Raw genomic sequence first — 24,851 nt, 5'->3', positions numbered from 1 at the left:
GCCGTCCACCACAGTACGATATGTCACATGGGGGTCAATCGGCCGGGAGGACGAATCCTCACGACCCATCTCCGCCTGCCGGACTAAGCCCGGCGTTCTCGAATCCGCGAGGATGGAGTGTCCGTGCGGTCGCGCGCGGACGAACCGGAGAGGACCGCATGGAGACGTCGATCGCCGACCGGTTCCGTTCGCGCGCCTTCTACACCGACCTCACCGTCGGAGCCGTCCTCTTCGTGCTGAGCCTCGTGAACTTCGGGATCCAGCTCAACAGCCCCACTGCCGGCACCGCCCTGCTCGCCGTGGCCGCCGTCGCCCTGCGCCGCGTCTTTCCGGGCTGGGCTCTGATCCTGATCTGGGTCATGGCGGCCTTCCAGGTCTACGGCAACGAGCGGCCGAACGTCACGACCGTGGCTCTCGTGCTCGTCATCTACGCGGCGGCGAGTCGCGGCAGCCGAGCCGTGCTGCTCGCCTCGTTCATCTCGGCCGTGGTCGGCGGCAGCATCGCCTCGGTCTACCTGTCGCGCACCGGCACCCGCTTCACGCTCTTCCTCGACGGCTCGCCGTGGCAGGCGATCGCGGCCCTGCTCGCCCCGATCGGCGTCCTCGGCTTCGCCTGGCTCGCCGGACTCACCGTCCGCGCGTTCCGCTCGCGGAGCTCGGAGTCCGATCTCCGCCTCCAGGCCCAGACCCAGGCGGCCAAGGCGCAGACCGAGGCCGTGCTGGCCCAGACCGAGGCCGTCGAGGCTCAGGGCGTCGCACAGGCCGAGCGGGTCCGCGCCGCGATGGCGCGCGACGTGCACGACATCGTCGGCCACTCGCTCGCCGTCATCATCGCGCAGGCCGACTCCGTTCAGTTCATCGACGACACCGCCCGCATCCGCACCGTCACGGCGACGATCGCCGACACCGCCCGCCGCTCGCTCGGCGAGGTGCGCGAGGTGCTGAGCGGCACGGCCAGCAGCGGCGGGGGCGCCGACGAGCCGCACGACCTCGCCGCTCTGCTCGAGCAGGTGCGCGCCGCCGGCGTCACCGTCGAGCACACCGTGCGCGGCGCCGTGCGCCAGCCCGACCCCGCCCGCGCGCTCGTCGTGCGCCGCGTCGCCCAGGAGATGCTCGCCAACGCCCTCCGCCACGGCACCCCCGGTCGCCCGATCGCGTTCGCCGAGACGTGGCGGCAGAGCGACGTCGTCCTGCAGGTCGACAACGAGGTGCTCGACGAGCCGCCCACCACCCCGGGCGGAGGGCTGCGCGTCGACGCGGCCGCCGCGACCGGCGTCCCGAGCACGGGGCTCAAGGGCATGCAGGCCCGGGTCTCCGCCGTCGGGGGCAGCCTCGAGGCCGAGGCGGTCGACGGAACGTTCACCGCGCGAGCGCGGATCCCCCTTCCCCACCCCACCGAGGAGTCCCCATGATCCGCATCGTCCTCGTCGACGACCAGGAGCTGTTCCGCGGCGGCGTCCGCGTCGCGCTCGACGCGCAAGACGACATGGAGGTGGTGGGCGAGGCCGGCAACGGCCGCGAGGGCCTCGACGTCATCGCCGCGACGCAGCCCGACATCCTGCTTCTCGACATGCGCATGCCCGTGATGGACGGCGTCGAGACCGTCGGCGCCCTGTTCGGCCCCGGCGGACCGCAGCGGCCGCCGCGCGTGATCGTGCTGACGACGTTCGCGCTCGATGCCGCGGCCGCGACCGCGATCCGGCGCGGCGCCAGCGGCTTCCTGCTGAAGGACAGCACGCCGGCATTCCTGACGGCGGCGATCCGGGCGGTGAATGCCGGCAGCGCTGTCCTCGCGCCCGATGAGCTCGGCCAGCTGTTCAGCGCCGACGTCGAGGCGGCGCAGACCCCGGCGAAGGGGCCCAGCCCCGTCGAGTTCCTGCACCTGACCGCGCGCGAGCGCGTCGTGTTCACGCTCGCCGCCCGCGGGCTCTCGAACTCGGAGATCGCGACCCACGAGTACGTGAGCGAGTCGACGGTCAAGTCGCACGTGTCGGCCGTGCTGGGCAAGCTCGGGCTGCGCGATCGCGTGCAGCTCGTCGTCTACGCGCACGACAACGGCCTGCTCGACTAGCGCTCGCGGCACTCGCTCTCGGATATGATGTTCAGAATGAGTATTCTCGGAAGGGCTGCCGCGTTGATGGGGACCACGGTCGGCGCGGTGATCGTCGCCGCGCAGTTCATGCCCGGCGTGCTGCCCGGCGCTCTCGCACCGAGCGTGGTGATGGCCGCCGGCGCCAGCGTGGTGATGGCCGCCGGCGCCAGCGTGGTGATGGCGCGGAAGCGACGCCGCGCCGGCCGCCGCTGAGCTACTCCGGGCGGCGAGCGTCCGCCAGCGGCGGGGTGGCGGGGCGGGAGACAGCCGCGATTGGACGTTCGCCGCGCGAGGCCGCGCCCGACGGCTGGCGCATCGCCACCACGAACGCCGCCAGACCGCCCACCAGACCCGAGAGCACGACGACCGTCACGATCGCGGCGAGCAGGTAGACGAGGTGTTCCATACCTCGAACCTACGGGGCCGACCGGGGTGGTGGACAGAGGCACTTCGACCCCCGCGCGACAGTACAGTGGAGCCATGTCGGCGAGCGGCGATCCTCTGAGCGCGACCCCGCCGGGCAAGGCCACGATCCGCGACGTCGCGCGGCTGGCCGGCGTCTCGCACTCGGCCGTGTCGAAGGTCATCCGCAACGCCTACGGGGTCAGCCCCGGCATGCGCGAGCGGGTCACGGCCGCGATCGACGCCCTCGATTACCGGCCGAGCGCCACCGCCCGGGCCATGCGCGGCTCGGGCTTCACGATCGGCCTCGAGATGCCGAGCGACAGCAACCCGTTCTTCAACGTCCTGATCGGCGGGGCGATGGCCGCCCTCGCCGACTCCCCGTACCAGCTGGTCGTCGCTCCCGCCATGTCGGCCGACGCTCTCGAGTTCCGCGCCCTCGAGGCCCTTGCCGACCGCCAGGTCGACGGCCTCGTCGCCATCTCGCCGCTCGTCGGCACCGCGTGGCTGGCCCGCCTGTCGCGCCAGATGCCGATCGTCATGCTGGGTCGACACGACGAGACGGCCGCGTACGACACCCTCGCGAGCGACGACGCACTCGGAACCCGGCTCGTCATGGAGCACCTCCGGGACCTCGGCCACCGTCGGATAGCCCACCTCACCCACGGCGCGGCCGTCACCGCGGCGGGTTCGCTCACCCCCCACGCGGTCCGCTACGAGGCCTATCACGCGGCCATGGCGGCGGCCGGTCTCGACCGCTCCGCACGGGTGATCCGCACCGGGGCCAACGACGACGAGGCGTACGCGACCACCATGACGCTGCTCCGCGATGCCCGGCAGAGCGGCGACGAGCTCCCGACCGCGATCTTCGCCGGCAACGACTCCATCGCCCTCGGCGTGCAGCGCGCCATCCTCGACGCCGGGCTCACGCACGACGACATCTCGCTCGCCTCGTACGACGGGATCCCGATGACGGCCCACCCCGCCGTCTCGCTCACGACCGTCGACCAGCGCGGCCACGAGATGGGCGCGACCGCCGTCACCCTCCTGCTGGAGCGCCTCGCCGGCCGCACCGAGTCGAAGCAGCTGCTGATCGAGCCGCGCCTCCGGGTCGGCACGTCGACCCGCCCGCCCCGCTCGTAGCTCCTCGACCGGCACGCCACGCCGAGACCCCGGCATCCGCCAGGTGCGGCGGATACCGGGGTCTCAGAAGCCGAGCCTCAGACAGACACCGGCGCAGGAACGTCGGCCGTCACCACGTCATGCCCCTCGACGACGGGCCGGTCGGCGGCGCCCGGCAGCCGCAGCGTGCCGGACACGCCCGCGGGCACGTCCGTCTCCACCGTCAGCGTCTCGCCGTCCAGGGTCCACGACACCGCGATCCGGCCGTGCGGAGTCACCAGCGACGTCGCCGCCGAGGTCAGCCCGCCGCCGGGCTGCGGCGCGATCAGCACCTCCGAGTAGCCGGGGGCTGTCGCCGAGAGACCGCCGACGACGCGGTGCATCCAGTCGGCGACGGCGCCGAGCGCGTAGTGGTTGAACGAAGTCATCTCGCCGGGGTTGATGCTGCCGTCGGGGAGCATGGAGTCCCAGCGCTCCCAGATGGTGGTCGCGCCCATGGTGACGGGGTAGAGCCACGACGGGCAGGCCTTCTGCAGCAGCAGGCGGTAGGCGTCGTCGAGGTGGCCGGTCTGGGTGAGGGCGTCGGTGATGAACGGCGTGCCGGCGAAGCCCGTCGAGATCGTGTAGCCGCTCTCGGCCGCGAGCTCGGAGAGCCGGTTGCCGGCGAACTCGAGCAGCTCCCCCTCGACGATCCCGAAGACGATGGCGAGGCTGTACACGGTGGTGCAGTCGCTCAGGATCACCCCGCTCTCGTCGATGTAGGCCGCGTGGAAGGCCGCCAGCAGGTCGTCCGCCATCGCGCGGAACTCGGCCTCCTCGGCGGTCAGCCCGAGGATCGCGGCCGACTCGGCGACGAGCGTCGCGGTGCGGTACGCGCAGGCGGTCGCGACGACGCCGGTGTCGGCCTTGGCGGCGGCCGGGTTCTCCGGCGGCGCGTCGGGGTCGAGCCAGTCGCCGAACTGGAACACGGTGTCCCAGACGCCGGCCGGCGACAGCAGGGACTTGACCCGACGGGCGTGCGACGCCATCGAGCTCCACTGCGTGCGCAGGACCATTTCGTCGCCATAGGCCTGGTACAGGGTCCACGGCACCCAGACGCCCGCGTCGCTCCAGACGGCGGTGGAGTCGGGATCGGGGAACGCGCCGATCTTCGGCATGTACTTGATCACGTCGGGCACGACGAACGGGATGATCCCGTCGTGGTGCTCCTGCTCGCGCTCGAGGTCGACGAGCCAGTCGCCGAGGAAGGCACCCACGTCGTAGAGGAAGGACGCCGTCGGAGCGAACGCGGCGATGTCGCCGGTCCAGCCGAGACGCTCGTCGCGCTGCGGGCAGTCGGTCGGCACGTCGACGAAGTTGCCGCGCATGCCCCAGACGACGTTCTCGTGGAACTGGTTCAGATCGGCGTCGCTGGTGGTGAACTCGCCGATGCGGACGAGCTCCGAGCCGATGACGACGGCGGTGATGGCCGCCGGGTCGAGCTCGCCGGGCCAGCCGTCGACCTCGGCGTAGCGGAAGCCGTGCAGGGTGAACGTCGGCTCGAAGACGTCGGCGCCGCCCGAGAGGGTGAAACGGTCGGTCGCCTTCGCCGTTCGGAGCGGGCGCACGCCGAGCTCGCCGTTCTCGAGCACCTCGGCGTGCCGCAGAGTGACGACGGTGCCGGCAGGGCCGGTGACGTTGACGCGGAGCCAGCCGACGAGGTTCTGGCCGAAGTCGAGGACGGTGGCGCCGCTCGGGGTCGTGATGACCTCGGTGACGGCGAGTTCCTGCGTCGGGCGCACCGAGGGCCCGATGTAGGGCTCGAGCTTGCCGAGGTCGAACTCGACGGCGTGCGTGCCCGCGAAGCCCGATCCGTCGAAGCCCACCTCGAGCCAGTCGGTGCGGGCGAGGCGCGCGTCGATGTCCTGACCGTCGTAGAGGTCGTTGTGGGTGGTCGTCGAGGCGCCGGCCGTCCAGGTGTCGTCGGTGACGACGAGCTGCACGTGGCCGTCCTCGAACTCGATCTCGAGCTCGGCGAACGCCGCGGCCTCGTCGCCGTACCAGCCGCCGTCGCCCGACCAGCCGAGGCGGCCGCGGTACCAGCCGTTGCCGAGGGCGAGACCGAGGACGGTCGTCTCGCGGATCTGCGCGGCGACGTCGTAGGTCTGGTAGCGCACGCGCCACTCGTAGCTCGACCAGCCGGGCGTCAGCAGGTCGGGCGAGACGGGCTCGCCGCCGAGGAACGCCTCGACGATGCCGAGCGCCGACAGGCGGAGCTCGGCGCGAGTCACGGCGCCGTGCCCCTCGTCGAGCGTGAACTCCGTGCGGAGCAGCGGTGCCCCGCGGAGGTCGGCGTCGGGCGCGATCATCTGCGCCGTCCAGGAGGCGGATGCGTTCGAGGTCATGCTGTCCTTTTCTGTGTGCGTGGTCGGTTCTGTCTGAGGGGTCACGGGTCAGCCCTTCACTGCGCCGGAGGTCATGCCGGCGACGATCTGGCGGTTGAAGAAGATGTAGAGGATGAGCGGCGGGATGGTGATCAGCAGCACGTCCATGAAGAGGAGGTTGTACTGGCTCAGAGTCTGGCTCTGGAAGTTGTAGAGCGTCAGCTGGACCGTCGAATTGTCAGCTCCCGGCAGGAAGTACAGGGGGCCCGCGAAGTCGTTGAACACCGCGACCGACTGCACCAGGATCACCGTGATGACGACCGGCTTGAGCAGCGGCAGCACGACCGAGAAGAACAGCCGGATCGGCCCGGAGCCGTCGAGCACGGCCGCCTCGTCGAGCTCGCGCGGGATCGTCGCGACGAAGGCCCGGAACAGCAGGATGCAGAACGAGAGCCCGAATGTCGCCTCGATCAGGATCATGCCGGGCAGCGTCTTGAAGATGCCGAGGCCCTGCATCACCCAGATGGTCGGGACGACCGCGGGCGGCACGATGAGGCCGGCCAGCACGAAGAAGTTGATGACGCCGTTCATCCGCGACGGCTTGCGCTGCAGGACGTAGCCCACCATCGCGGCGACGACGACCATGAGCGCGACGCTGAACACGGTGAGGATGCCGCTGTTGATGAACGAGCGCACGACGACGCCGTCGTTCGACTGCAGCACAGCGGTGAGGTTCTGCCAGATCTGCCAGTTCGTCGGCAGCGAGAACGACAGGTCGGCGGCCTCGGCGGGGTCTTTCGCCGCCTGGAGCACCACGAAGGCGAACGGCACGAGGAAGACCACGAACGACACGACGATCGCGATGGTTCCGACCGTCCACTTCTGGATGCGTGCGCGTCTCATGACTCCTTCTCCCCTCGGTTCAGCAGCCGCGACACCGGGATCATGATCGCCGTCACGACCACGAAGAGCACGACGTTGCCCGCTGTCGACAGCCCGTAGAACCCGGACTGGTACTGCTTGTAGATGACCGACGCGATGACGTCGGAGGTGAAGCCGGGACCACCGCCGGTCATGGCCCAGATCAGGTCGAACGACCGCAGGCCGCCGATCAGCGACAGGATGATGACCGTGCCCATCGCCGGGCGCGACAGCGGCAGCGTGACCGACTTGAACACCTGCCAGGCGCTGGCGCCGTCGACCTTCGCGGCCTCGACGTACTCCTGGGGGATCGCCACGATTCCGGCGATGAAGATCAGGGTGGCGATGCCGACGCCCTTCCAGACGTCGACCGCGGCGACCGACCAGAGCGCGAGGGCCGGGTCGGTGAGCCAGCCGGGCTGGGGCAGGCCCAGGGTGCCGAGCACGCTGTTGACGATGCCGTGGAACGGGTCGAGCAGCGCCTTGAACGTGATGCCGATGCCGATGGTCGACACGAGCACCGGGAAGAACACGACGGCCCGGAGGTAGCCGCGGCCGAGCACCGGGGAGGTGAGCAGGAGCGCTAGTGCCAGCCCGATCACGACCTTGGCGGCGCTGGTGACGAAGCCGTACTCGAACGTGTGGATGAAGCCCTGGGTCAGCTGGGGGTCCTGGAAGAACTGCACGAAGTTCTGGAACCCGATGAACGTGATGTCGAACAGGGTCCAGCGCGTGAGGGCGAAGTAGAACGACGCGAACGTCGGGACGGCGAACAGCACCACGTAGAGGGCCGTCGCCGGGATGTAGAACCACGAGGGGTACGTGCGGCCCGTGCTGAGGCCCCGCTTCCGCCCGCGGGGCGGGCGCGTGGTCGTCGGTGTCGGCGGCGCAGCCGGCGTGGTCAGTGTTGCGGTCATCAGCGCTCCTTTGCGGTGGTGCACAAGCGGGGGTGCGCGGGCGGCGGGGTCGCCGCCGCCCGCGCGGGGTCGGTTCTCTAGCGGCGGGTCACCAGCCGGGCTCGCCCAGCTGCTGCGCCTGCTGCTTCACGTCGGCGTCGTACAGCTTGGCGCCGGTCGCCGCCGAGCTGATGCCGGAGCCGACCTGGACCGTGATCTTCTCGAGGTTCGGTCCTTTGATGGGGCTCAGGAACTCGAGAGCGAGGGCCACCTTCTTGTCATCCACGTACTTCTGGAGGTCGGTGATGACGGGCGCCACGTCGCTCGGGAGCGTGCAGGCGCTGGTCGCGTAGGGCCCTGACGGTGCGATCGTCGTGTTCTGGATCTCGCAGCCGGCCGACGAGTTCATGAACGCCACGAACTTCTTCGCGGCGGCGAGCTTGCCGCCCTCCGTCGTCTTCGGGATGTAGGCCCCGCCCGGCTCCCAGATGGTCATCTTGGTGTCGGAGGCGTTCTGCGCCGGCAGCGCGAAGACGCCGATGTCGTTCACGTCGTCCGGGTTGTTCTGCTGGATCGTCGCGATGGCGTTGGTCAGCATCGGGTACTGGGCGCCCTCGCCGGTGGCGAGCATCTTGAGTCCGGCGACCTGGGTGGCCGAGGCGAAGTCCTTGTTCAGGTAGCCCTTGTCGTAGACCTCCTGCTGGTGCTGGAACGACGCGAACGCCGGCTGGTCGACGTAGCGCTCCTTGTTCTTCGTGTACTGGCTGGCCCAGTCCTCCTGCTGCGAGGTCACGTTGGCGAAGTCGCCGAGCACGAACAGCTGGCTGGTCCAGGTGTCGCCGTAGGTCTGGATGATCGGGGTGATGCCGGCGGCCTTGATCTTGTCGCTGTTGCTCATGAACGTCGCCCAGTCCTGCGGGACGTCGAGGCCGAGCTTCTTGTACACGGCCTTGTTGTACATGACCGCGCCGCCGAACGAGGTGCCGAAGGGGGCGCCGTACGTGGCCTTGGACGTGCTGACCGTCGTCTTGAACTCGGGCGTGAGGTCTTTCACCCAGCTCTGGTCCGAGAGGTCGGCGAGCGTGTTGTCGGGGTGCAGCGCCTGGAAGAGCGAGCCGGAGTTGTAGGTGAAGACGTCGGCCATCTCGCCGGTCGACAGGCGCGTCTTGATGAGGTTGTCGCCGTCGGTGCCCTGCGGGCGCGAGTCGAGCTTGACCGTGATCTTCGGGTTGTCCTTCTCGAAGGCCTTGATGAGCGCCTGGCCCGACGTGCTGCTGGCGGGAGCGTTGTCGGTGAGGAACGTGATGGTGACCGGGCCATCGCTCGATCCGCCGCCGCCGCCGGCCGAGCACGCGGTGAGCGAGAGCAGGAGGACGGCGGCGCCGCCCAGTCCTGCTGCCTTCACCGCTCGGGAAGCGACTCGGGGAGCCGCGCCCTTCTGGGTACGTCGAAACATTCTTACCTCCTTGTAAGAGGCTCGCCGGCGGGATGCGACGAGCGGAGAGACACGTTTTGAAACGAATCAATTTTGGTGCGTGTCGATAGTCGCATCGCACTCACAGGCCCGTCAATGGTTTTGTGTAACGATTTACGAAAGCGATGTGCGACCGCGTCGCCCGGTTAAACGCACGATCGGGACTCCCCACCACAGAAGCCTGTGGTGGCGAGTCCCGATCGTGGGTGGCGGAGGCTAGACCCCGGTGCGGCGCGGCCCCGGAGCCGGGCGGCGGAGGCGACGAGCCGCGATCAGGCCGAGGCCCAGCAGCATCGCGGCGGCTCCCACCGTCAGGGTGAGTCCGGTGCCGGTCGAGCCGGTGAAGGCGAGCGACGAGGCGACGGCTCCGGCCGAGCCGCTGATCGCCGCGGCGACGACCGTCGGGTAGGTCACGCGGATGACGGCCGAGACGTAGACGCCGTCGGAGTCGGCGACGCGGTAGCGGATCTGCGCCTCGCCGTGGAAGTTGTGCTCCGGCGCGAAGGTGACCGTGCTGTCGACCACCCGGAAGGTGCCCTTGCCGGCGATCTCGATCGACTGGACGACGTGGCCGGTGGCCGGGTCGAGAAGGCCGATCGACGACGGGTCGAAGGTCGCCCCCGAGGTCGGGTTGTCGTTCGCCAGCAGGTTCACCGTGACCGCGTGGTTCGGCTTGCCGGTGATCGCGTCATCCGCTGCGCTGGCACCGGGGGCGACGGTGATGGTCGCCGTGGCCGTCGTCGAGTGGCCGCTGGCGTCGGTCGCCGTGTACGTGAACGTGTCGACGCCGGTGAAGCCCGCCTTCGGCACGTACGTGTACGAGCCATCGGGGCGAACGGCGACCGTGCCGTGGTGCGGCGCCGACTTCAGGGCGGCGGTGAGGCCGGTCCCGAGGTCGTCCGACAGCAGCCCCACGGCCGCGGTGACGGCGAGCCTGCGGCCCATCGTCGTCGCACCCGAGTCGGCGGCGGCGTTCGGCAGGACGGTGACCGTGACGGTCGTCGTGGCCGTCTGGCCGGACGTGTCGGTGACCGTGTAGTCGAACGTCTCGGTGCCCGAGAACCCGGTGGCCGGCGTGTAGGTCAGGACGCCCGCGCCGCTGATGACGGCGGTTCCGCCGTGCGACGGGGTGGTGACTCCGGTCACGACCAGGCCGGAGCCCGAGTCGTTGCCGAGGATTCCCCTGCTGCCGCCGACGACCAGCTGCCTGCCGGCCTTCGTCTTCTCGGAGTTCGGGGCGGCGAGGGGCGTGACGGTGATGGTCACGACGCCCGTCCGGACCTGGCCGGAGTCGTCCGTCACCGTGTAGGTGAAGGAGTCGGTGCCCGAGAAGCCCCGGGCGGGGACGTAGACGTACGCGCCGTCGGGGTCGACCGTGACGGTGCCGTGCGTCGGCGCCTGGTCGAGCGTGGCGACGAGCTTCGTGCCCGAGTCGTCTTTCAGCAGGCCGTTCTGGGCGCTCTTCTTCACCGAGGTGCCGGCGTCTGTGCCCGTGGCGTAGTCGGCTGCGCGGACGCCCACGAGGATGCGAGCCGTCGCCGTCGCCGCCTGGCCCGACGAGTCGGTCACCGTGTAGGTGAAGGAGTCGGTGCCTGAGAAGCCGTCGGCAGGCGTGTAGGTGAAGCCGCTCGTCGCCGGGACCAGGGTGCCGTGCTTCGGAGTCCCGGTGGCGGTGACGGCCAGGTGGGTGCCGAGGTCGTCGCCGGTGAGGTCGGTCGCGCCGATGGCCAGCGGAGTTCCTGCGCCCGTCTCGAATGCGTCGTCGACGGCGACCGGAGTCACCGTGACCACCACGTTCGCGGCGACGGTCTGGTGCGAGCCGTCGGTGATCGCGTAGGGGAAGGTGTCGGCTCCCGAGAACCCGGCGGCCGGCGTGTAGTCGAACGTGCCGTCGGCCTTGATGGTGACGGTGCCGCCCGCGGGGGTGGTCACGACCGAGCCGGCGGAGGTCGTCGTGGCGACGCCGGTGACGGTCAGGGTCGATCCGATGTCGTTGGCGAGGACGCCCTTCGCGTCGCGGTGGACCGGTACTCCGGCAGCGGTCGTGTAGGCGTCGGCGACCGCCTTCGGGGTGACCGTGACCTTGACGGTCGCCGTGCGGATCGTGCCCGAGGAGTCCGTCGCCGAGTAGGTGAAGGAGTCGGTACCCGAGAACGAGCCGGTCGGCTGGTAGGTCCAGCTGCCGTCGGAGGCGACGGCGGCCGTGCCGTGCGCGGCGGACGTGGCCAGCGCGGCGGTGAGACCCGCGCCGGAGTCGTTCGCGAGGAGGCCGTCGGCCTTGGCGACCGTCAGCTTCGTGCCGGCCGGCGTGGTGCCCGAGTCGGCCTTGGCCACGGGGGCGACCTGGACCGTGACGGTGGCCGTCGCGGTTCCGCCGGTGGGGTCGGAGACGGTGTAGGTGAAGGTGGTCGTGCCCGAGAAGGTCGGGTCGGCCGTGAAGGTGAGCGCGCCGTCGCCAGTGTCGACGACGGCGCCTCCGGTCGGCTGCGTGACGCCGGTGACCTTCAGATCGGTGCCCTTGTCGTTGCCGGTTAGCGACGCGGTCGTGATGGTGGTGTCGACGCCCGAGAGAGCGGTCGCCGTGTCGTCGACGGCCTTGGGGAGCACCGTGACGGTCACCGTTCCGGTGGTCGACGTGCCGCTTCCGTCGGTCACCGTGTAGGTGAACGAGTCGGGGCCCGAGTAGCCGGGGGCCGGCACGTACGTGTAGCCGCCGTCGGTGCCGACGAGCGTGACCGTGCCGTTGTCGGGCTGGCTGGCGATCGCCACCGAGAGTCCGGAGCCGTCGGCCTGCGACAGGAGGCCGTCGTCGGCTGCGACCGTGTCGGTGGTCCCGGCCGTCGGGGTCGCCGTCAGCGGCCCGGCCGACGGGGCGACGGTGATGGTCGCCGTCGCGGTCGACTTCTGGCCGGAGCCGTCGGTCACCGTGTAGTCGAACGTGTAGATGCCGGAAAACCCGGGGGTCGGCGAGTAGACGACGTCGCCGTCGGAGTCCAGCGAGACGGAGCCGAGCGACGGGTTCTGGACGCTGGTGATGGTGAGGCCGGTGCCCTTGTCGTTCGTGGTGAGGTCGGCCGCGGGGATCACCGAGTCGGTGCCGACCGTGGCGTTCGGCACCGTGTCGTCGACGGCGACCGGCGTCGTGGCGATGGTCACGGTGGCGGGTTCCGAGACGGTGGAGCCGTCGGTGAGCGTGTAGGTGAACGTGTCGGTGCCCGACCAGCCGGTGTGGGGGCGGTACGAGACGGTGCCGTCGCTGTTCAGCGTCACGCGGCCGTGCTGGCCCTGCGTGATCCCGGCGACCGTCAGGGTCGAGCCGGAGTCGTTGCCGGTCAGGTCGGCGGCCGCGATCCTCTCCGTGACGCCCGCGTCGGTCGGCGTGACAGTGTCGTCCTTCGCCGACGGCACGACCGTGATGGTCACGGTGCCCGTCGTGGTGCCGTTCGAGCTGTCCGTCACCGTGTAGGTGAAGGTGTCCGTGCCCGAGAACGCAGGATCGGACGTGTACGTGTACGACCCGTCCGTGTTCAGGGTCAGGTCGCCGTGCCGCGGCCCGGTCTCGAGGGACGCCTGGAGACCGCTGCCGGACGAGTCGGAGAGCACCCCGTCTTCTTTGGAGACGCTGAGCTCCTGGCCCGAGACGGCGGTCATGGCGTTCGCGCCGACCTCGGGCTCGACGGTCAGGCGGCCGACGGCGGTCGCCGTTCCGCCGGAGGAGTCGGTGACCTCGTAGGTGAACTGGGCCGGGCCCGAGAACCCGTCGGCGGGAGTGAAGACGACCTCGGTGCCGTCCGTCGACAGGGCGACGGTGCCGTTGGAGGCCGAGCTCACGCCGGTGACGCTGAGGCCGGTGCCGCGGTCGTTGCCGAGCAGGGTGGCGCTCGTGATGGTCTCGGGTGCGCCGGCCGGGGTCGACGGCAGCGTGTCGTCGGCCGCGGTCGGGGCGATGCGGATGGTCTCGGTCGCCGTGCTGGTCGTGCCCGAGGCGTCGGTGACCGTGTAGGTGAAGGTGTCGATTCCGGAGGTGCGGGGCTTCGGCACGTAGGTGATGCTCGAGCCGTCCGACGAGAGCGAGACGGTTCCGGTCGCGGCCGGGCCGACGGCGGTGATCGTCAGTCCGGTACCGCGGTCGTTGCCCGTGAGGGTCGAGGCCGGGATCTCGGCGGTCTGGTTGATCGTCGTCGAGGGGAGGGTGTCGGCGACGGCCTTCGGGGTGACGGTGATGGTGACCGTGCCGGTCGCCGAGTCGGTGCCGGAGTCGGTGACCGTGTAGGTGAAGGAGTCCTGACCCGAGAAGTTCGCGGTCGGCTCGTACGTGTACGAGCCGTCGGGGTTCACGGTGACAGAGCCGTGGCTCGGATCCGAGGCCTTGACCGCGGTGAGGCCGGTGCCCTTGTCGTTCGCGAGCACGCCGTGGTCGGAGTCGACGGCGAGGGTGTCGTCAGCCCCGATCGTGGCCGAGTCGTCGACGGCGGTGGGTCCGACGACGATCGTGACGGTGGCCGTCGAGGCCGTGCCCGAGGAGTCCGTGTCGGTGTAGGTGAACGTGTCGGTACCCGCGAAGCCGTCGGCGGGCACGTACGTGAAGGCGCCGGTCGCCGTGTCGAAGGTCAGGCTGCCGTTCGAGGGCTGCGACGAGACCGCGACGGTGTTGCCGGTGCCGACGGTGTCGTTGGCGAGCACGCCGGCGGCCGGGACGGTCAGGGTCGTGCCGGTGGGCGTGTGGAAGCTGTCGGCGACGGCCACGGAGTGGACGGCCTTGAGCGTGTTGGTGAAGACGCACGAGACGTCGGCGTCGGCCGAGTTCGCGGCGAGGGTGATCGACGCGGAGGTGCCCTGGGTGGGCTGGGTCTGCGTGGTGGTGCCGTCGACGGTCTTGGTCGTGCAGACGTAGCTCGTGTCGTAGTTCGCGAGATCGGTCGTGCCCTTGGCCGTCTCCTTCGCCGTGTAGGTCTGGCCGGCGACGACGAGCGAGGCGCCGGCGATGGCCTTCTGGAGGCCGGTGGCGGTGCCGGAGGTCGTCGCGGTGTTGCCGTAGAGCAGGCCGTCGCCGTCGACCTCGAGGCCGAACTGGTCGGTCGACTGCCAGCGCTCGTTCACGGACGCCTTCGCCGAGACGCTGTCGGCGTAGTTGCACGACGCGAGGTCGCTGGGCTGGATGTTGCCCGCGATGGCGACGGTGCCCATGTTGGCGCCGGAGCTCGGGTCGATCTTGAGGAGGCTCGTACCGCTCGCGACGTACAGGTACCCGCTGGTCGAGAAGGCGATGCCCGGGCTGTTCGTGCCCGACGGGAGCGCGGTGACCTGGCTGGTGGCGAGGGAGACGTTGCCGGCGGTCGTGGGGATGGCCGTGTCGACCCGGAGCACCTGCGCTCCAGCCGCGAGGTACAGCTGTCCGGTGGTCGAGAACGCGAAGTCGCCGTTGCCTGCGGTCACCGCGGGCAGGTGGCCCACGAGCCCGATGGGGGTCTTGTTGATGGTGTCGTAGGCGTAGACGGCAGGGTCCGAGACGCCGCCCTGCGCGTAGTAGTAGTAGCTGTTCAGCGGGTTGATCGCTCCGCGGAAGGTGTTGCCGGGGATGCTGACGGGCGATTCTGTCGTGACGTTCCCCGTGGCCGCGTCGTACTTGGTGATGGCCCCGGCGGTATTAGCGGCGGCCTGATTGACAGTCGCATAGGCGGCCGTGCCGTTCGGGGCGATAGCGAGGGCGTTGTTCGCCGTGCCGAAGCTCGGCAGGGCGGTCGTCGAGCCGTTCGACACGTTGATCCCCTGCACGGTGCCGTTCGAGCCCGTGATCGCGTAGACGGTGTTCTGATCGCAGGAGAGCAGGGCGGCGGCCTTGGCGGCGCTGGTCTGCCCCTCGGTCATGCCGAGAGCGCCGAGCAGGATGACAGCGGCGATCGCGGCGGGCTTCAGCAGCCGCTTCGAGAGGGGGAGGCGGGCGGCGTGTTCGGGCATTCGGAGTCCTCGAGACGTGGGATGGCAGATCGTTCGCGGTGGTGGGGACCGCTTCTCCGATCGCGGCGGCTGATCCTCGACGCGAGCGGGGCTGTGACGATCCTCCGGTGCCTGTACCCCAGTGCATATCCCCTAAAGCGGGTGCCCCCGGCGGGGGTGCCACCCGTCGGCCACCCCCTGTTCGACACCTGCCGCATTGTGGTACCGGTTCCATTTTTGTACCATCGACAGGTGATCAAGCCCGCCACCATCCGCGACGTCGCCCGCGACGCCGGCGTCTCCGTCTCGGTCGTCTCCCGCGTCCTGAACGGCGGGCCCGTCGCCCCCGAGACCCGGCAGCGGGTCGTAGACGCAATGGAGGCGCTGTCGTACCGCCCGCGGGCCGCCGCCCGCGACCTGAACCGCTCCCTCGCCTCGTCGGTCGCGCTCCTCGTGCCCGACCTGACGAACCCGTTCTTCGCCCGGCTCGCCGACCGCATCGCCACCGAGGCCCGCGCGCACGACATCCAGGTCGTCCTGATGACGACCCAGGAAGACCCCTACCTCGAGGCCGATCTGCTGACCTCCCTCCTCGACCGCTCCGTCGGCGGCGTCATCGCGGCCCCCACCGGCGAGAACCCCGAGCAGTGGCGCAAGCTCGCCGACCGCGGCATCGAGCTCGTCTTCGTCAGTCGCACCGTCGACGAGGTCGACGGCGCCGACAGCGTCAGCATCCGCAACGCCGAGGCCGCGGCGACCGCCACCCGCCGGCTCCTCGACCTCGGTCACCGGCGCATCGGCATGATCTCGGGCCCCGGGCACACGTCCGCCGGCCGCCAGCGGCAGGACGGCCACGTCGACGCACTCCGCGCCGCCGGCGTCCCGGTCGACGCCGAGCTGCTGCGGCATGTGCCCTACCGCGGCACGGGAGGAGCGGATGCCGTCAGCGATCTGCTCGGCCTGGACGCCCCACCCACAGCCCTCATCGTGGCGAACACCGCGCAGGTGCAGAGTGCGCTGCTGCGGCTGAGGCAGCTGCGCACTCGAGTTCCTGCCGACCTCTCTGTCATCGCGTTCGACGACAATCCGTGGCTGGAACTGCTCGACCCCCCGCTGTCCACCGTGCGCCAGCCGCTCGACCAGCTCGCGTTCCACTCGGTCGAGCTCGTCGTCGGCCGCCTCCGCGGCACGGCTCCCACGGCCCCGCGCGTCGTCGACCTGCCCGCCGAGTTCATCGACCGCGGCAGCTGCCGCGCCCTCGTCTCCGCGGAGGCCGCGCTGTGAGCACCTCGACCACGCCGATCCCCGTCGTCGGCGGCGTCTCGGGCACGTTCGAGATCGGCGCCGCCCGGCGCACCGTCGCACTCGTCGGCCTCCTGCTCTCGATGCTGATGGCCAACATCGACGCGTCGATCGTGAACGTCGCCCTGCCGCAGCTCGCCGGCGATCTGCACGTCACCGCCGGCGACGCCGTGTGGGTGGCCACGGCGTTCCTGCTCGCCGTCGCCTGCTGCCTGCCGCTCGCGATCGGCCTCGCCGACCAGCTCGGCCGCAAGCGCCTGTTCCTGATCGGCACGCCGGTCTTCACCCTGGCGTCGCTCTTCTGCGCGCTGTCGCCGTCGCTGGAGGCGCTCGTGGCGAGCCGCGTGCTGCAGGGCGCGGCCGCGTCGCTCCTGTTCGCCGTGGTGATCCCCACCTACCGCCAGCTCTTTCCGCCGGCGCGGCTGGGGTCGATCCTGGGCCTGAACGCGATGATCGTCGCGCTCGGCATCTCGGCGGGCCCCGCGCTCGGCGGCGTGATCCTGGCCAACCTGTCGTGGCCGTGGCTGTTCTTGATCAACGTGCCCATCGGCGCCCTGGCGAGCGTGCTCGTGCTCGTGGCCCTGCCGCACACGCCGCCTGCCCGCAGCGCGTTCGACCTCGTCGGCGCCCTGACCGGCGGCTCCGCCATCGCGTGCTTCCTGCTCGGCGTCCACCAGCTCGCCGACGACTCCACCGTCTGGCTCGCCGGCGTCCTGCTCGCCGGATGCGCTGGTTTCGCGACGCTCTTCCTGCGGCACGAGAAGCGCGCCGTCGCCCCGGTGCTGCCGCCCTCGATGTTCTCGGGCCGCTTCGTGCTCGCGGTCCTCGCCGCCTTCTGGTCGTTCTTCGGCCAGGGCGTCGCGTTCGTGGCCCTGCCCTTCCTCTTCCAGACGGCGTACCACGCGACCCCGCTCGAATCGGCGCTGCTGTTCACGCCGTGGCCGCTCGTGATCGTGATCGTCGCGCCCATCGCCGGCCGCGTGGCCGACTCCTTCTCGCCCACGCTGATGGCCACCATCGGGCTCGCGCTCTTCACCCTCGGGCTGCTCTCGCTGGCGCTGCTCGGCGACCACCCGCCGATCTGGCAGGTGCTGCTCTGCACGGCCTTCACCGGCTTCGGGTTCGCCGTGTTCCAGGCGCCGAACAACCGCGACATGATGGACGCCGCCACGCCCCGGATGTCGGGCCCGGCCGCGGGGATGCTCAACATCAATCGCACGATCGCGCAGTCGGCGGGCGCCGGGGCGGTCAGCATGGCGCTGGTGCTGACCGGCGCCACGTCGCTCGCCGATCAGGCGTCGGCGTCGAGCGGCGTGCTCTGGGTCGCCGTCATCGGGGCCGGGCTCGCGGCCGTGCTGGCGTTCTGGCGGCTGCGCCGGGCGCCCGCCGCGCGCTGGGTACACCGCGCTCGGTGACACCGCTTTGGCGCGCGGACACCGACGATCGCCGGAGTCCGCCGGCGAAACCGGTGTCAGGAGGCAGGCTCGACGGCCGCGACGGCGCGGGCTGCGACGTCTTCGGACGCGGCCCACGACTCGAGGAGCCGGAGGCGGTCGGCCGACACGGTGTCGGGCTCGGCCGTGTAGGTGAGGAGGGTGAGGCCGGGATCCTGCCGCAGCTCCATGGCCTCGTACGTCAGCTCCATCTCGCCGACGACGGGGTGGTTCATCCGCTTGATGCCGGCTCGGTGCTGGTGCACGTCGTGAGCCGCCCAGCGCACGCGGAACTCCTCGCTGCGCGTCGACAGCTCGCCGATGAGGTCGGTGAGCCCCTTGTCGAACGGGTTGCGCCCGGCCTCCTGACGCAGCGTGGCGACGCTGTCGCTCGCGATGCGGTCCCAGTCGGGCCAGAAGTCGACGGCGCGCGGGTCGAGGAAGGCGAAGCGGGTCGAGTTGGCCTGCCGCGCGGGGTCGAAGAAGATCTGCGAGTAGAGCGCCCGGCCCATCACGTTCGACGCCAGGAAGTCGGTGCGGTTGTTGCGCACCCAGGCCGGCGCGCCGATCGCGTCGAGCAGCCGCTGCACGCTCGGCCGGATGCGGTTCGACGTCGCAGGTCGCCGGGTTCCGACGGAGGCGTTCGCCGTGCGGGCGAGGTCGAACAGGTGCATGCGCTCGACGTCGTCGAGCTGCAGGGCGCGCGAGAGCGCCTCGAGCACGCCCTCCGAGACGCCGCTGAGGTGGCCGCGCTCCAGCCGCACGTAGTAGTCGACGCTGACGCCCGCGAGCATCGCGACCTCTTCGCGGCGCAGGCCCGGCACTCGGCGGTGGCCCTGGAACACGGGCAGCCCCGCCTGCTCGGGTGTGATGCGCGCCCGGCGGGTGACCAGGAACTCGCGGATCTCCGTCGTGATGTCCATGCATCGACGGTACGGCGCTTTGCGCTCCGATGGGAGGCTCTGGCGGTACCCTCTGCGTTGTCTCGGCGACGACAGAGATATCGGGCACCCGCGCGAGAGTCCGGTTACCGTCTCAGCCACGCTGGTTGAGGGTCTCTCCCGGCGGGAGTTGTACCCCACGGTCCGACTCCAGGCGGGGCGGCATTGATTCGGGTCAAAGCCACCCCGCCCCCTCGCCCACCTCGCCGCCCTGGCCAAAGACACGTTCGGGGTCCGCCTGACCCGCTGCCCTGCCTCAATCAAGGGCCGTGACTGATGGTCGAGCTCGCTACCGTCCGGTGTGCTCTCAGCCGGTTCTCGCAGAGACGCCTCTGGTGGTTATCCCCAAACCGAGGGGGGCCGGTATTCCGATTCCCTTAGATCATCTAGCTGGAGCGGGGTTCGAATGACCACGGCCCCCACTCGGGGTGTGACCGTTCGGAGCCTGCCAGGAGATGCTGGCTTACCGGGTCACACCCGCTTCGCCCCGAAGCCCCGACGCTTCGACGCTTCGACGCTTCGACGCTTCGACGCTTCGACGCTTCGAAGCCTCACCCAGAGAAAGTTGTTCGTGATGTCGTCAACGCTGACCTCAGCATCCGCGCCAGGCCTCCCGCCTCTGGACAAGTCACGCGGCCGGGTGTTCCTCGTGGACAGCGACGCGAGTACCCGGCGGGACGCCATCCAGGCGCTGCTGCCGTACGGGTTCGAGGTGATGGTGGGAGACGGCCCCTTCGAAGCCACCACTGCCATCGTGAAGGCGCAACCGGACCTCGTCGTCCTGGGCCACTCCATGACCCACCCGTTCGGGCTCGCACTGGTCGGACGACTGTTCTCCTTGCCCGACACCGCCGACATCCCTGTCTTCGTCATCGCCAACACTCCCGCAGCCGCAGTCGCCGCCGACCGGGCCGGCGCAACCCGGGTCGTCACCGGACCGGTGACGGACGTCATGTTGCGAAACGCCGTCAGTACTCAGCTGGGGTTGACGAGGGGTTCTCTGACCGGAGCCCCCAATTCGGTGCTGGGCGACAGCGAGCGGCTCGCCGCGGTCGCATCGCTCCGCCGGGACACGGCCGGCAACGTCGACCTGGACCGATTCACGAAGCTGACCTCGGACATGCTCGGCGCCCCGGTGTCCATGGTGACCCTGATCGAGAACGACAGGCAGGTCTACGCCAGTCAGATCGGCGTCCCCGAGCCCTGGGCCGCGCAAGGACACGCACCCCTGCAGCACTCCTACTGCCAGTACGCCATCACCTCCCGGCAGCCCCTCGTCATCGACGACGCCGCAAGACACCCTCTCGTTCAGAGCAGCCCCTCGGTCTCGGAGAGCAACTGGGCGGCCTACGCCGGGATACCTCTCATCACCACGGAAGGGCACGCGGTGGGAGCGCTCTGCGCCATCGATCACGAACCCCGCCACTGGAGCGACCAGGAGGTCGAGATCTTGCAAGGCCTGGCCGACATCTTGACCACGCAGTTGAACGCGACGCTGAAGGAGTCCCGCACCGGACGCCACCTCTAGCCCAGCACGGAGAAAGCTGACCCGAGACCGAGGCCCTGACCGGCGTCAGCGGAACACGCTCGCGCCGAGCTGGCGCAGGATCGCGTCGCCGCCGAGGTCGGCCTGACACGACCCCGAAACATGCGGTGGCTACGCTCGCGCCATGCCCATCGAATCCGAGTTCACCCTCGCCCTGCCGCACTGGATCGACGACGCCGTGGCCGACGTACCCGAGTTCCTGCCGTCGCCCGAGGAGCGGATGGGCCTCGTCAACGCGCTCGCGGACGAGAACTGGAGGCGCGGCAACGGCGGGCCGTTCGCAGCGATCGTGGTGGAGCGCGAATCGGGTCGGCTGGTGTCGGTGGGCGTCAACGTCGTGCTGGCGAGCGGCATCAGCTCGGCGCACGCGGAGGGAATGGCGCTCGGCCTCGCGCAGAAGGCGCTCGGGTCGTGGGATCTCGGCGGCTCCGGCCTCCCCGAGCACGAGCTGGTCGTCAACTGGCGCCCGTGCATCCAGTGCTACGGCTCGGCCATGTGGTCGGGCATCACGTCGCTGTTCGTCGCCGGATCCGGCCCCGAGCTCGAGGAGATCTCGACGTTCGACGAGGGCCCCCTGACCGCCGACTGGGCCGAGGAGTTCGAGTCGCGGGGCATCACGGTGACGCAGAACGTGCTCCGCGACGAGGCGCTGGCGGTGTTCCGGGCGTACCGGGAGGCCGTCGACGCAGGCGGCGTGCTCGTCTACAACGCCCGGGGTCAGAGCGACGAAGGCTAGAGGTTTCCGCCCGATCCGGTGACAATGGAGGTCACGGCCCGCGCCTCACCAGCGCACGGCCACGGATCAGGAGTCGGCGATGTCCGAAAGCACGCGACACCGGGGGCGCCCAGCGGGCGTGCGCCTGGCCATCGTCGCGCTCGCCCTCGGAGTCGCGGTGACGCTCGGCGTGACGGGCCACGGCCTGGTCGACACGCAGGCCGCCTTCAGCGACTCCGGGGCCGCGACCGGCACCTTCAGCACCGCCACCGCGACTGCCGCCACGGGTGTCACCTGCACGAACAACGCCGACGGCAGCACGGTCACCATCTCGTGGACGTACAGCGGCGCGACGCCGACGGGCTTCGACGTGCTCGTGGGCGCAGGAACCACCACCGTCCCCGGAGCCACCCGCACGGTCGTCCTCGCCGGCGGCGGCCTCCTCGCCCTCGGTCTGAACCAGCCGATCCGCGTGCGCACGAACCTGTCGTCGAACTGGACCGCCACCAGCGCCGCCGTCACCGTCAACGTGCTCTCGCTGGCCGGCCTCGCCGCCGTGCGCTGCGCGTAGACCGGCTGGCGCCGTCGGCCTCGATCTCGCACGCGCGAGAGTCCCCGATCGGGGGAGACCGGCGGCGCGTTCGCCCAGATGTGGGCAACTCGCGACGGTCTAGCGCCAGGCGAGCGTCTCGGCGAGATGGCCGGGGCTGGCAAGGCGCGCGTGACGCAGCGACGCCTCCCCCGGACGCACGGCGAGCGCCGTGACCGACAGCGACTCGTAGACGTGCCCTTCGGCCTCGTCGCGGCGGAAGAGCGCCTCGTCGTCGGTCGGCGCGAGCACGGCGCTGGCCCGCAGCACGTCGAGCCACGGCTCCCACGTCGGCTCGGCGGCGGGTCCGTCGGGGCGGGCAGCGGCGCGGAACTCCGGCAGCCACCGGTGCTCGCGGGCCACCGACGGCACATCCGGGCCCTCGTGCGTGATCATGTGCACGCCGGGCCCGAGGTCGTGCCGTTCGACGCGGGCGCCGTCCCACCGGGTGAAGGAGACGGAGTCGGGGGCGAGATCGACGAGGTTGAAGGCGCGCGTCGTGGGGAGGTCGGCGTCGGGGTCGCGGAGTTCCTGCGCCCCCGTGGTCACCGACTCGAGCGGCAGCACGCCGCGCGAGACGTAGCCGCCGAACGGGACGGGCACCGGCTCGTGCCGGTTCAGCACCACGGATGCGCGCGAGGTCGACTCGTTGACGGCAAGCCAGGCGCCGCCCGCCTCGCGGTCGTGGACGCCGACGATCCCGTCGCCGAGGTGCGGCCACCAGGGGCCGGGAGGATCCCACGCGCGAGACGCCTCTTCATCGCGAAGCCCCAGCAGCACGACCGGCCAGGCGGCCGCGGGATCGAACCCGATGACGACGGTGCACACTCGGACAGGATAGAGGTGTGCGCTTCGACGAAGGTGAGACGGTCATGACCGACAGCAAGACCATCGTGGTGGGGATCACCGGAGGCATCGCCGCCTACAAGGCCGTCGGCGTCGTGCGCCTGCTCGTCAAGGCCGGCCACGACGTGCACGTCGTCCCGACCGAGGCGGCGCTGCGCTTCGTCGGGCTTCCGACCTGGGAGGCGATCAGCAGGAACTCGGTCACCGCCTCGCTCTACGACGACGTCGCCGCTGTCCGCCACGTCGCGCTCGGCCAGGCCGCCGACCTGATCGTCGTCGCCCCTGCGACCGCGAACTCCCTGGCCAAGCTCGCCGCCGGCCTCGCCGACGACCTCCTCGGCACGACCGTGCTGGCCTCGCGGGCGCCGCTCGTCGTGGCGCCGGCCATGCACACCGAGATGTGGTCGAATCCGGCGACCAGGGCCAACGTGGCGACACTGCGCGAGCGGGGCGTCGTCGTGGTGGGGCCCGGGAGCGGCGCTCTGACCGGCACCGACGTCGGCGAGGGCCGCATGAGCGAGCCGGACGAGATCGTCGCGGCGGCGCTGGGGGTGCTCGAGGCATCCGCTGCGCCGGCGGTACCGGCCCGCGACCTCGACGGCCTGCGCGTCGTCGTCTCGGCCGGGGGCACGCGCGAGCCGCTCGACCCGGTGCGGTTTCTCGGGAACCGGTCGAGCGGCAAGCAGGGCGTGGCCTTCGCCCGGGCCGCCCTCGCGCGCGGCGCCCAGGTGACGCTCGTCGCCGCGCACCTGGCGGGCGAGGTCGACGTCGCGGGCCTTGTTGTGATCGACGTGACCACCGCCTCCGAGATGGCTCTCGCCGTCGAGAGCGCGGCCGAGATCGCCGACGTCGTGGTGATGGCCGCGGCCGTCGCCGACTACCGCCCGGCAAGCGTGTCGGAGACGAAGATCAAGAAGGACGCCGAGGGCGACGACCTCACCCTTCGCCTCGTGAAGAACCCCGACATCCTGGCCGGGCTCGCCGCGGCACGCCGTCCGGGGCAGACCGTCGTCGGATTCGCGGCCGAGACCGCCCCCACCCGCGACGAGCTGCTCGAGCTCGGCCGCACGAAGGCGACCCGCAAGGGCGCCGACCTGCTGGTGGTCAACCTCGTCGGATGGGCGGCCGGCTTCGGGTCGGACGACAACACCGTCGTCGTGCTCGACGGCGCGGGCTCGGTCGTGGCCGAGTCGGCGGGGTCGAAGCGCGCGGTCGCGGACGCGGTGCTCGACGAGGTGGTGCGGGTGCGGGGTGGCGGCGGGGCCGGGGTCGGCGGGGCCGGGGAGCCCTCGCCGTCGGCCTAGACGCCGGCTCGCGGCGTGGCGCCCGTGCCGTTTCGGCGGGCCCGAGCCGTTCCGGCGGGCGTTGGCACAACCCCGCCGATTCGGCACAATCCCGCCGACACAACGGCGGGCACGACCCGATCCGGCGGGCCCACCACCCCGACACCGCGGGCACACGCCGGCCCGGCGGGGCCAGGCCGATCCTGCGGGCGCCTCCCACGCCCCGCCGGTTCGGCACAACCCCGCCGACACAACGGCGGGCACGACCCGATCCGGCGGGGCCACCACCCCGACACTGCGGGCACACGGTGGCCCCGCGCGCCGCGGCAGACGCGGCGCGGCGCCGCCTAGACCCGCAGGTCGGCCATCGCCGCCGCCATGTCGGCGACCGCATCGACGCCCGGGTCGACGAGCGCCTGGAGCTGCAGGCCGTCCGAGACGGCGATCAGCGTCCGCGCCGTGCGGTCGGGGTCGAGCGCGGCCCGGAGGGTGCCGACGACCTGTCCGTCGGCGATCGCGGCGCTGAGCTCCGCCCGCGTCCTCTCGAACCGGTCGATGAAGTACTGGTGGGCGGGGTGGGCCGGGTCGACGGCCTCCGCGGCGAACGTGAGGTAGGTGTGCACGATCCCCGGGATCCCGACGTTGCGCCGTACGGCCTCCGCGAACCCGTCGAGGGCGTCGAGCGACTCATGGGCGCGTCGGGAGTCGGCGTCCCACCGCTCGATCACCTCGCGCAGCAGCTCCTCGCGGCTGCCGAAGTAGTACAGGATGTGCGCGGGCTCCATCCCGAGGCTTCGCGCGATCGACCGCAGCGACGAGTTGCGGTACCCCTCCCTGGCGAGCACCGCGTGTGCCGCCTCCAGGATCTCCAGCCGCTTCGCCGCCCCCTTGGCGTACGTGCCCGGCCGGCTCACGCGGCCACCCGGCTCACGCGGCCACCCGACTCACAGCGATCCGGCGCACAGCGGTCCGACTCACAGCACGAGCCC

19 protein-coding genes are annotated in these 24,851 nt (G+C 71.0%); 10 read left to right on the top strand and 9 right to left on the bottom strand.

All coding sequences use genetic code 11. The annotated features are described in order from the left end of the window. The first annotated feature begins 158 nt into the window (after window positions 1-158). Genes AC07TY_RS06545 through AC07TY_RS06535 form a run of 3 tightly spaced genes read left to right on the top strand, consistent with a single transcriptional unit; the run spans window position 159 to window position 2,305 of the window. A complete protein-coding gene (locus AC07TY_RS06545) occupies window positions 159-1,412 on the top strand; it encodes a sensor histidine kinase (RefSeq protein WP_494784762.1) in 1,254 nt (417 codons plus the stop codon). Continuing rightward, window positions 1,409-2,071 carry a response regulator gene (locus AC07TY_RS06540; RefSeq protein WP_494784761.1) on the top strand — a complete coding sequence of 221 codons (663 nt, stop codon included), beginning with the start codon at window positions 1,409-1,411 and terminating at the stop codon, window positions 2,069-2,071. The genes AC07TY_RS06545 and AC07TY_RS06540 overlap by 4 nt, the downstream gene beginning before the upstream one ends. Before the next feature lie 36 nt (window positions 2,072-2,107). Then, window positions 2,108-2,305: a hypothetical protein gene (locus AC07TY_RS06535; RefSeq protein WP_494784760.1), complete on the top strand. Its 198-nt coding sequence runs from the start codon at window positions 2,108-2,110 to the stop codon at window positions 2,303-2,305. A gap of 1 nt (window position 2,306) precedes the next feature. On the opposite strand, the gene AC07TY_RS06530 is transcribed toward AC07TY_RS06535, so the two are convergent. Beyond that, the gene (locus AC07TY_RS06530; RefSeq protein ID WP_123505526.1) at window positions 2,307-2,498 is read right to left on the bottom strand and encodes a hypothetical protein; all 192 of its coding nucleotides are present in this window, start codon (window positions 2,496-2,498) and stop codon (window positions 2,307-2,309) included. Window positions 2,499-2,572: 74 nt separating this feature from the next. On the opposite strand from AC07TY_RS06530, the gene AC07TY_RS06525 reads away from it, so the two are divergent. Further along, on the top strand, window positions 2,573-3,637 hold the full coding sequence (locus tag AC07TY_RS06525; protein ID WP_494784759.1) for a LacI family DNA-binding transcriptional regulator: 1,065 nt from the start codon (window positions 2,573-2,575) through the stop codon (window positions 3,635-3,637). 77 nt (window positions 3,638-3,714) lie between these two features. On the opposite strand, the gene AC07TY_RS06520 is transcribed toward AC07TY_RS06525, so the two are convergent. The 5 genes from AC07TY_RS06520 to AC07TY_RS06500 all read right to left on the bottom strand — a co-directional run bounded on the left by AC07TY_RS06520 (window position 3,715) and on the right by AC07TY_RS06500 (window position 15,228). Continuing rightward, window positions 3,715-6,000: an alpha-L-rhamnosidase gene (locus AC07TY_RS06520; RefSeq protein ID WP_494784758.1), complete on the bottom strand. Its 2,286-nt coding sequence runs from the start codon at window positions 5,998-6,000 to the stop codon at window positions 3,715-3,717. Between the two features lie 48 nt (window positions 6,001-6,048). Next, window positions 6,049-6,882, bottom strand: coding sequence for a carbohydrate ABC transporter permease (locus AC07TY_RS06515; RefSeq protein ID WP_123505529.1), 834 nt, complete (start codon window positions 6,880-6,882; stop codon window positions 6,049-6,051). Beyond that, complete coding sequence (locus tag AC07TY_RS06510) at window positions 6,879-7,817, bottom strand: carbohydrate ABC transporter permease (RefSeq protein WP_123505530.1); 939 nt, start codon at window positions 7,815-7,817, stop codon at window positions 6,879-6,881. Before AC07TY_RS06510 ends, AC07TY_RS06515 begins: the two co-directional genes overlap by 4 nt. Before the next feature lie 88 nt (window positions 7,818-7,905). Continuing rightward, window positions 7,906-9,201 (bottom strand): ABC transporter substrate-binding protein, encoded by a 1,296-nt coding sequence (locus AC07TY_RS06505; RefSeq protein ID WP_494784757.1) that lies wholly within the window; start codon window positions 9,199-9,201, stop codon window positions 7,906-7,908. Window positions 9,202-9,486: 285 nt separating this feature from the next. Then, the gene (locus tag AC07TY_RS06500; protein WP_494784756.1) at window positions 9,487-15,228 is read right to left on the bottom strand and encodes an Ig-like domain-containing protein; all 5,742 of its coding nucleotides are present in this window, start codon (window positions 15,226-15,228) and stop codon (window positions 9,487-9,489) included. 231 nt (window positions 15,229-15,459) lie between these two features. Here AC07TY_RS06500 and AC07TY_RS06495 point away from each other — a divergent pair, with 231 nt between their 5' ends. Then, window positions 15,460-16,491: a LacI family DNA-binding transcriptional regulator gene (locus tag AC07TY_RS06495; protein WP_494784755.1), complete on the top strand. Its 1,032-nt coding sequence runs from the start codon at window positions 15,460-15,462 to the stop codon at window positions 16,489-16,491. Then, on the top strand, window positions 16,488-17,924 hold the full coding sequence (locus AC07TY_RS06490; RefSeq protein ID WP_494784754.1) for a DHA2 family efflux MFS transporter permease subunit: 1,437 nt from the start codon (window positions 16,488-16,490) through the stop codon (window positions 17,922-17,924). Before AC07TY_RS06495 ends, AC07TY_RS06490 begins: the two co-directional genes overlap by 4 nt. Before the next feature lie 56 nt (window positions 17,925-17,980). On the opposite strand, the gene AC07TY_RS06485 is transcribed toward AC07TY_RS06490, so the two are convergent. Next, complete coding sequence (locus AC07TY_RS06485) at window positions 17,981-18,865, bottom strand: helix-turn-helix transcriptional regulator (protein WP_494784753.1); 885 nt, start codon at window positions 18,863-18,865, stop codon at window positions 17,981-17,983. A gap of 424 nt (window positions 18,866-19,289) precedes the next feature. Between AC07TY_RS06485 and AC07TY_RS06480 the strand changes: the two genes are divergently transcribed. The 3 genes from AC07TY_RS06480 (at window position 19,290) to AC07TY_RS06470 (ending at window position 21,715) form a co-directional block, all read left to right on the top strand. Further along, window positions 19,290-20,411 carry a GAF domain-containing protein gene (locus AC07TY_RS06480; RefSeq protein ID WP_494784752.1) on the top strand — a complete coding sequence of 374 codons (1,122 nt, stop codon included), beginning with the start codon at window positions 19,290-19,292 and terminating at the stop codon, window positions 20,409-20,411. Window positions 20,412-20,553: 142 nt separating this feature from the next. Next, window positions 20,554-21,165 carry a nucleoside deaminase gene (locus AC07TY_RS06475; protein WP_488624742.1) on the top strand — a complete coding sequence of 204 codons (612 nt, stop codon included), beginning with the start codon at window positions 20,554-20,556 and terminating at the stop codon, window positions 21,163-21,165. Between the two features lie 79 nt (window positions 21,166-21,244). Further along, window positions 21,245-21,715 carry a hypothetical protein gene (locus AC07TY_RS06470; protein WP_148061160.1) on the top strand — a complete coding sequence of 157 codons (471 nt, stop codon included), beginning with the start codon at window positions 21,245-21,247 and terminating at the stop codon, window positions 21,713-21,715. Between the two features lie 99 nt (window positions 21,716-21,814). On the opposite strand, the gene AC07TY_RS06465 is transcribed toward AC07TY_RS06470, so the two are convergent. Then, window positions 21,815-22,561: an NRDE family protein gene (locus AC07TY_RS06465; RefSeq protein ID WP_494784751.1), complete on the bottom strand. Its 747-nt coding sequence runs from the start codon at window positions 22,559-22,561 to the stop codon at window positions 21,815-21,817. A 44-nt stretch (window positions 22,562-22,605) separates the two neighbouring features. On the opposite strand from AC07TY_RS06465, the gene coaBC reads away from it, so the two are divergent. Further along, the gene (gene coaBC, locus AC07TY_RS06460; RefSeq protein ID WP_494784750.1) at window positions 22,606-23,883 is read left to right on the top strand and encodes a bifunctional phosphopantothenoylcysteine decarboxylase/phosphopantothenate--cysteine ligase CoaBC; all 1,278 of its coding nucleotides are present in this window, start codon (window positions 22,606-22,608) and stop codon (window positions 23,881-23,883) included. 326 nt (window positions 23,884-24,209) lie between these two features. Here coaBC and AC07TY_RS06455 read toward each other — a convergent pair whose 3' ends face one another. Next, window positions 24,210-24,776 (bottom strand): TetR/AcrR family transcriptional regulator, encoded by a 567-nt coding sequence (locus AC07TY_RS06455; protein ID WP_494784749.1) that lies wholly within the window; start codon window positions 24,774-24,776, stop codon window positions 24,210-24,212. Window positions 24,777-24,851: the final 75 nt, after the last annotated feature.

Source organism: Frondihabitans sp. GW821-FHT04F02 (assembly GCF_059420045.1).
Note: the sequence above shows the minus strand (reverse complement) of the source record. Positions and strands in the feature narration are given on the sequence as shown.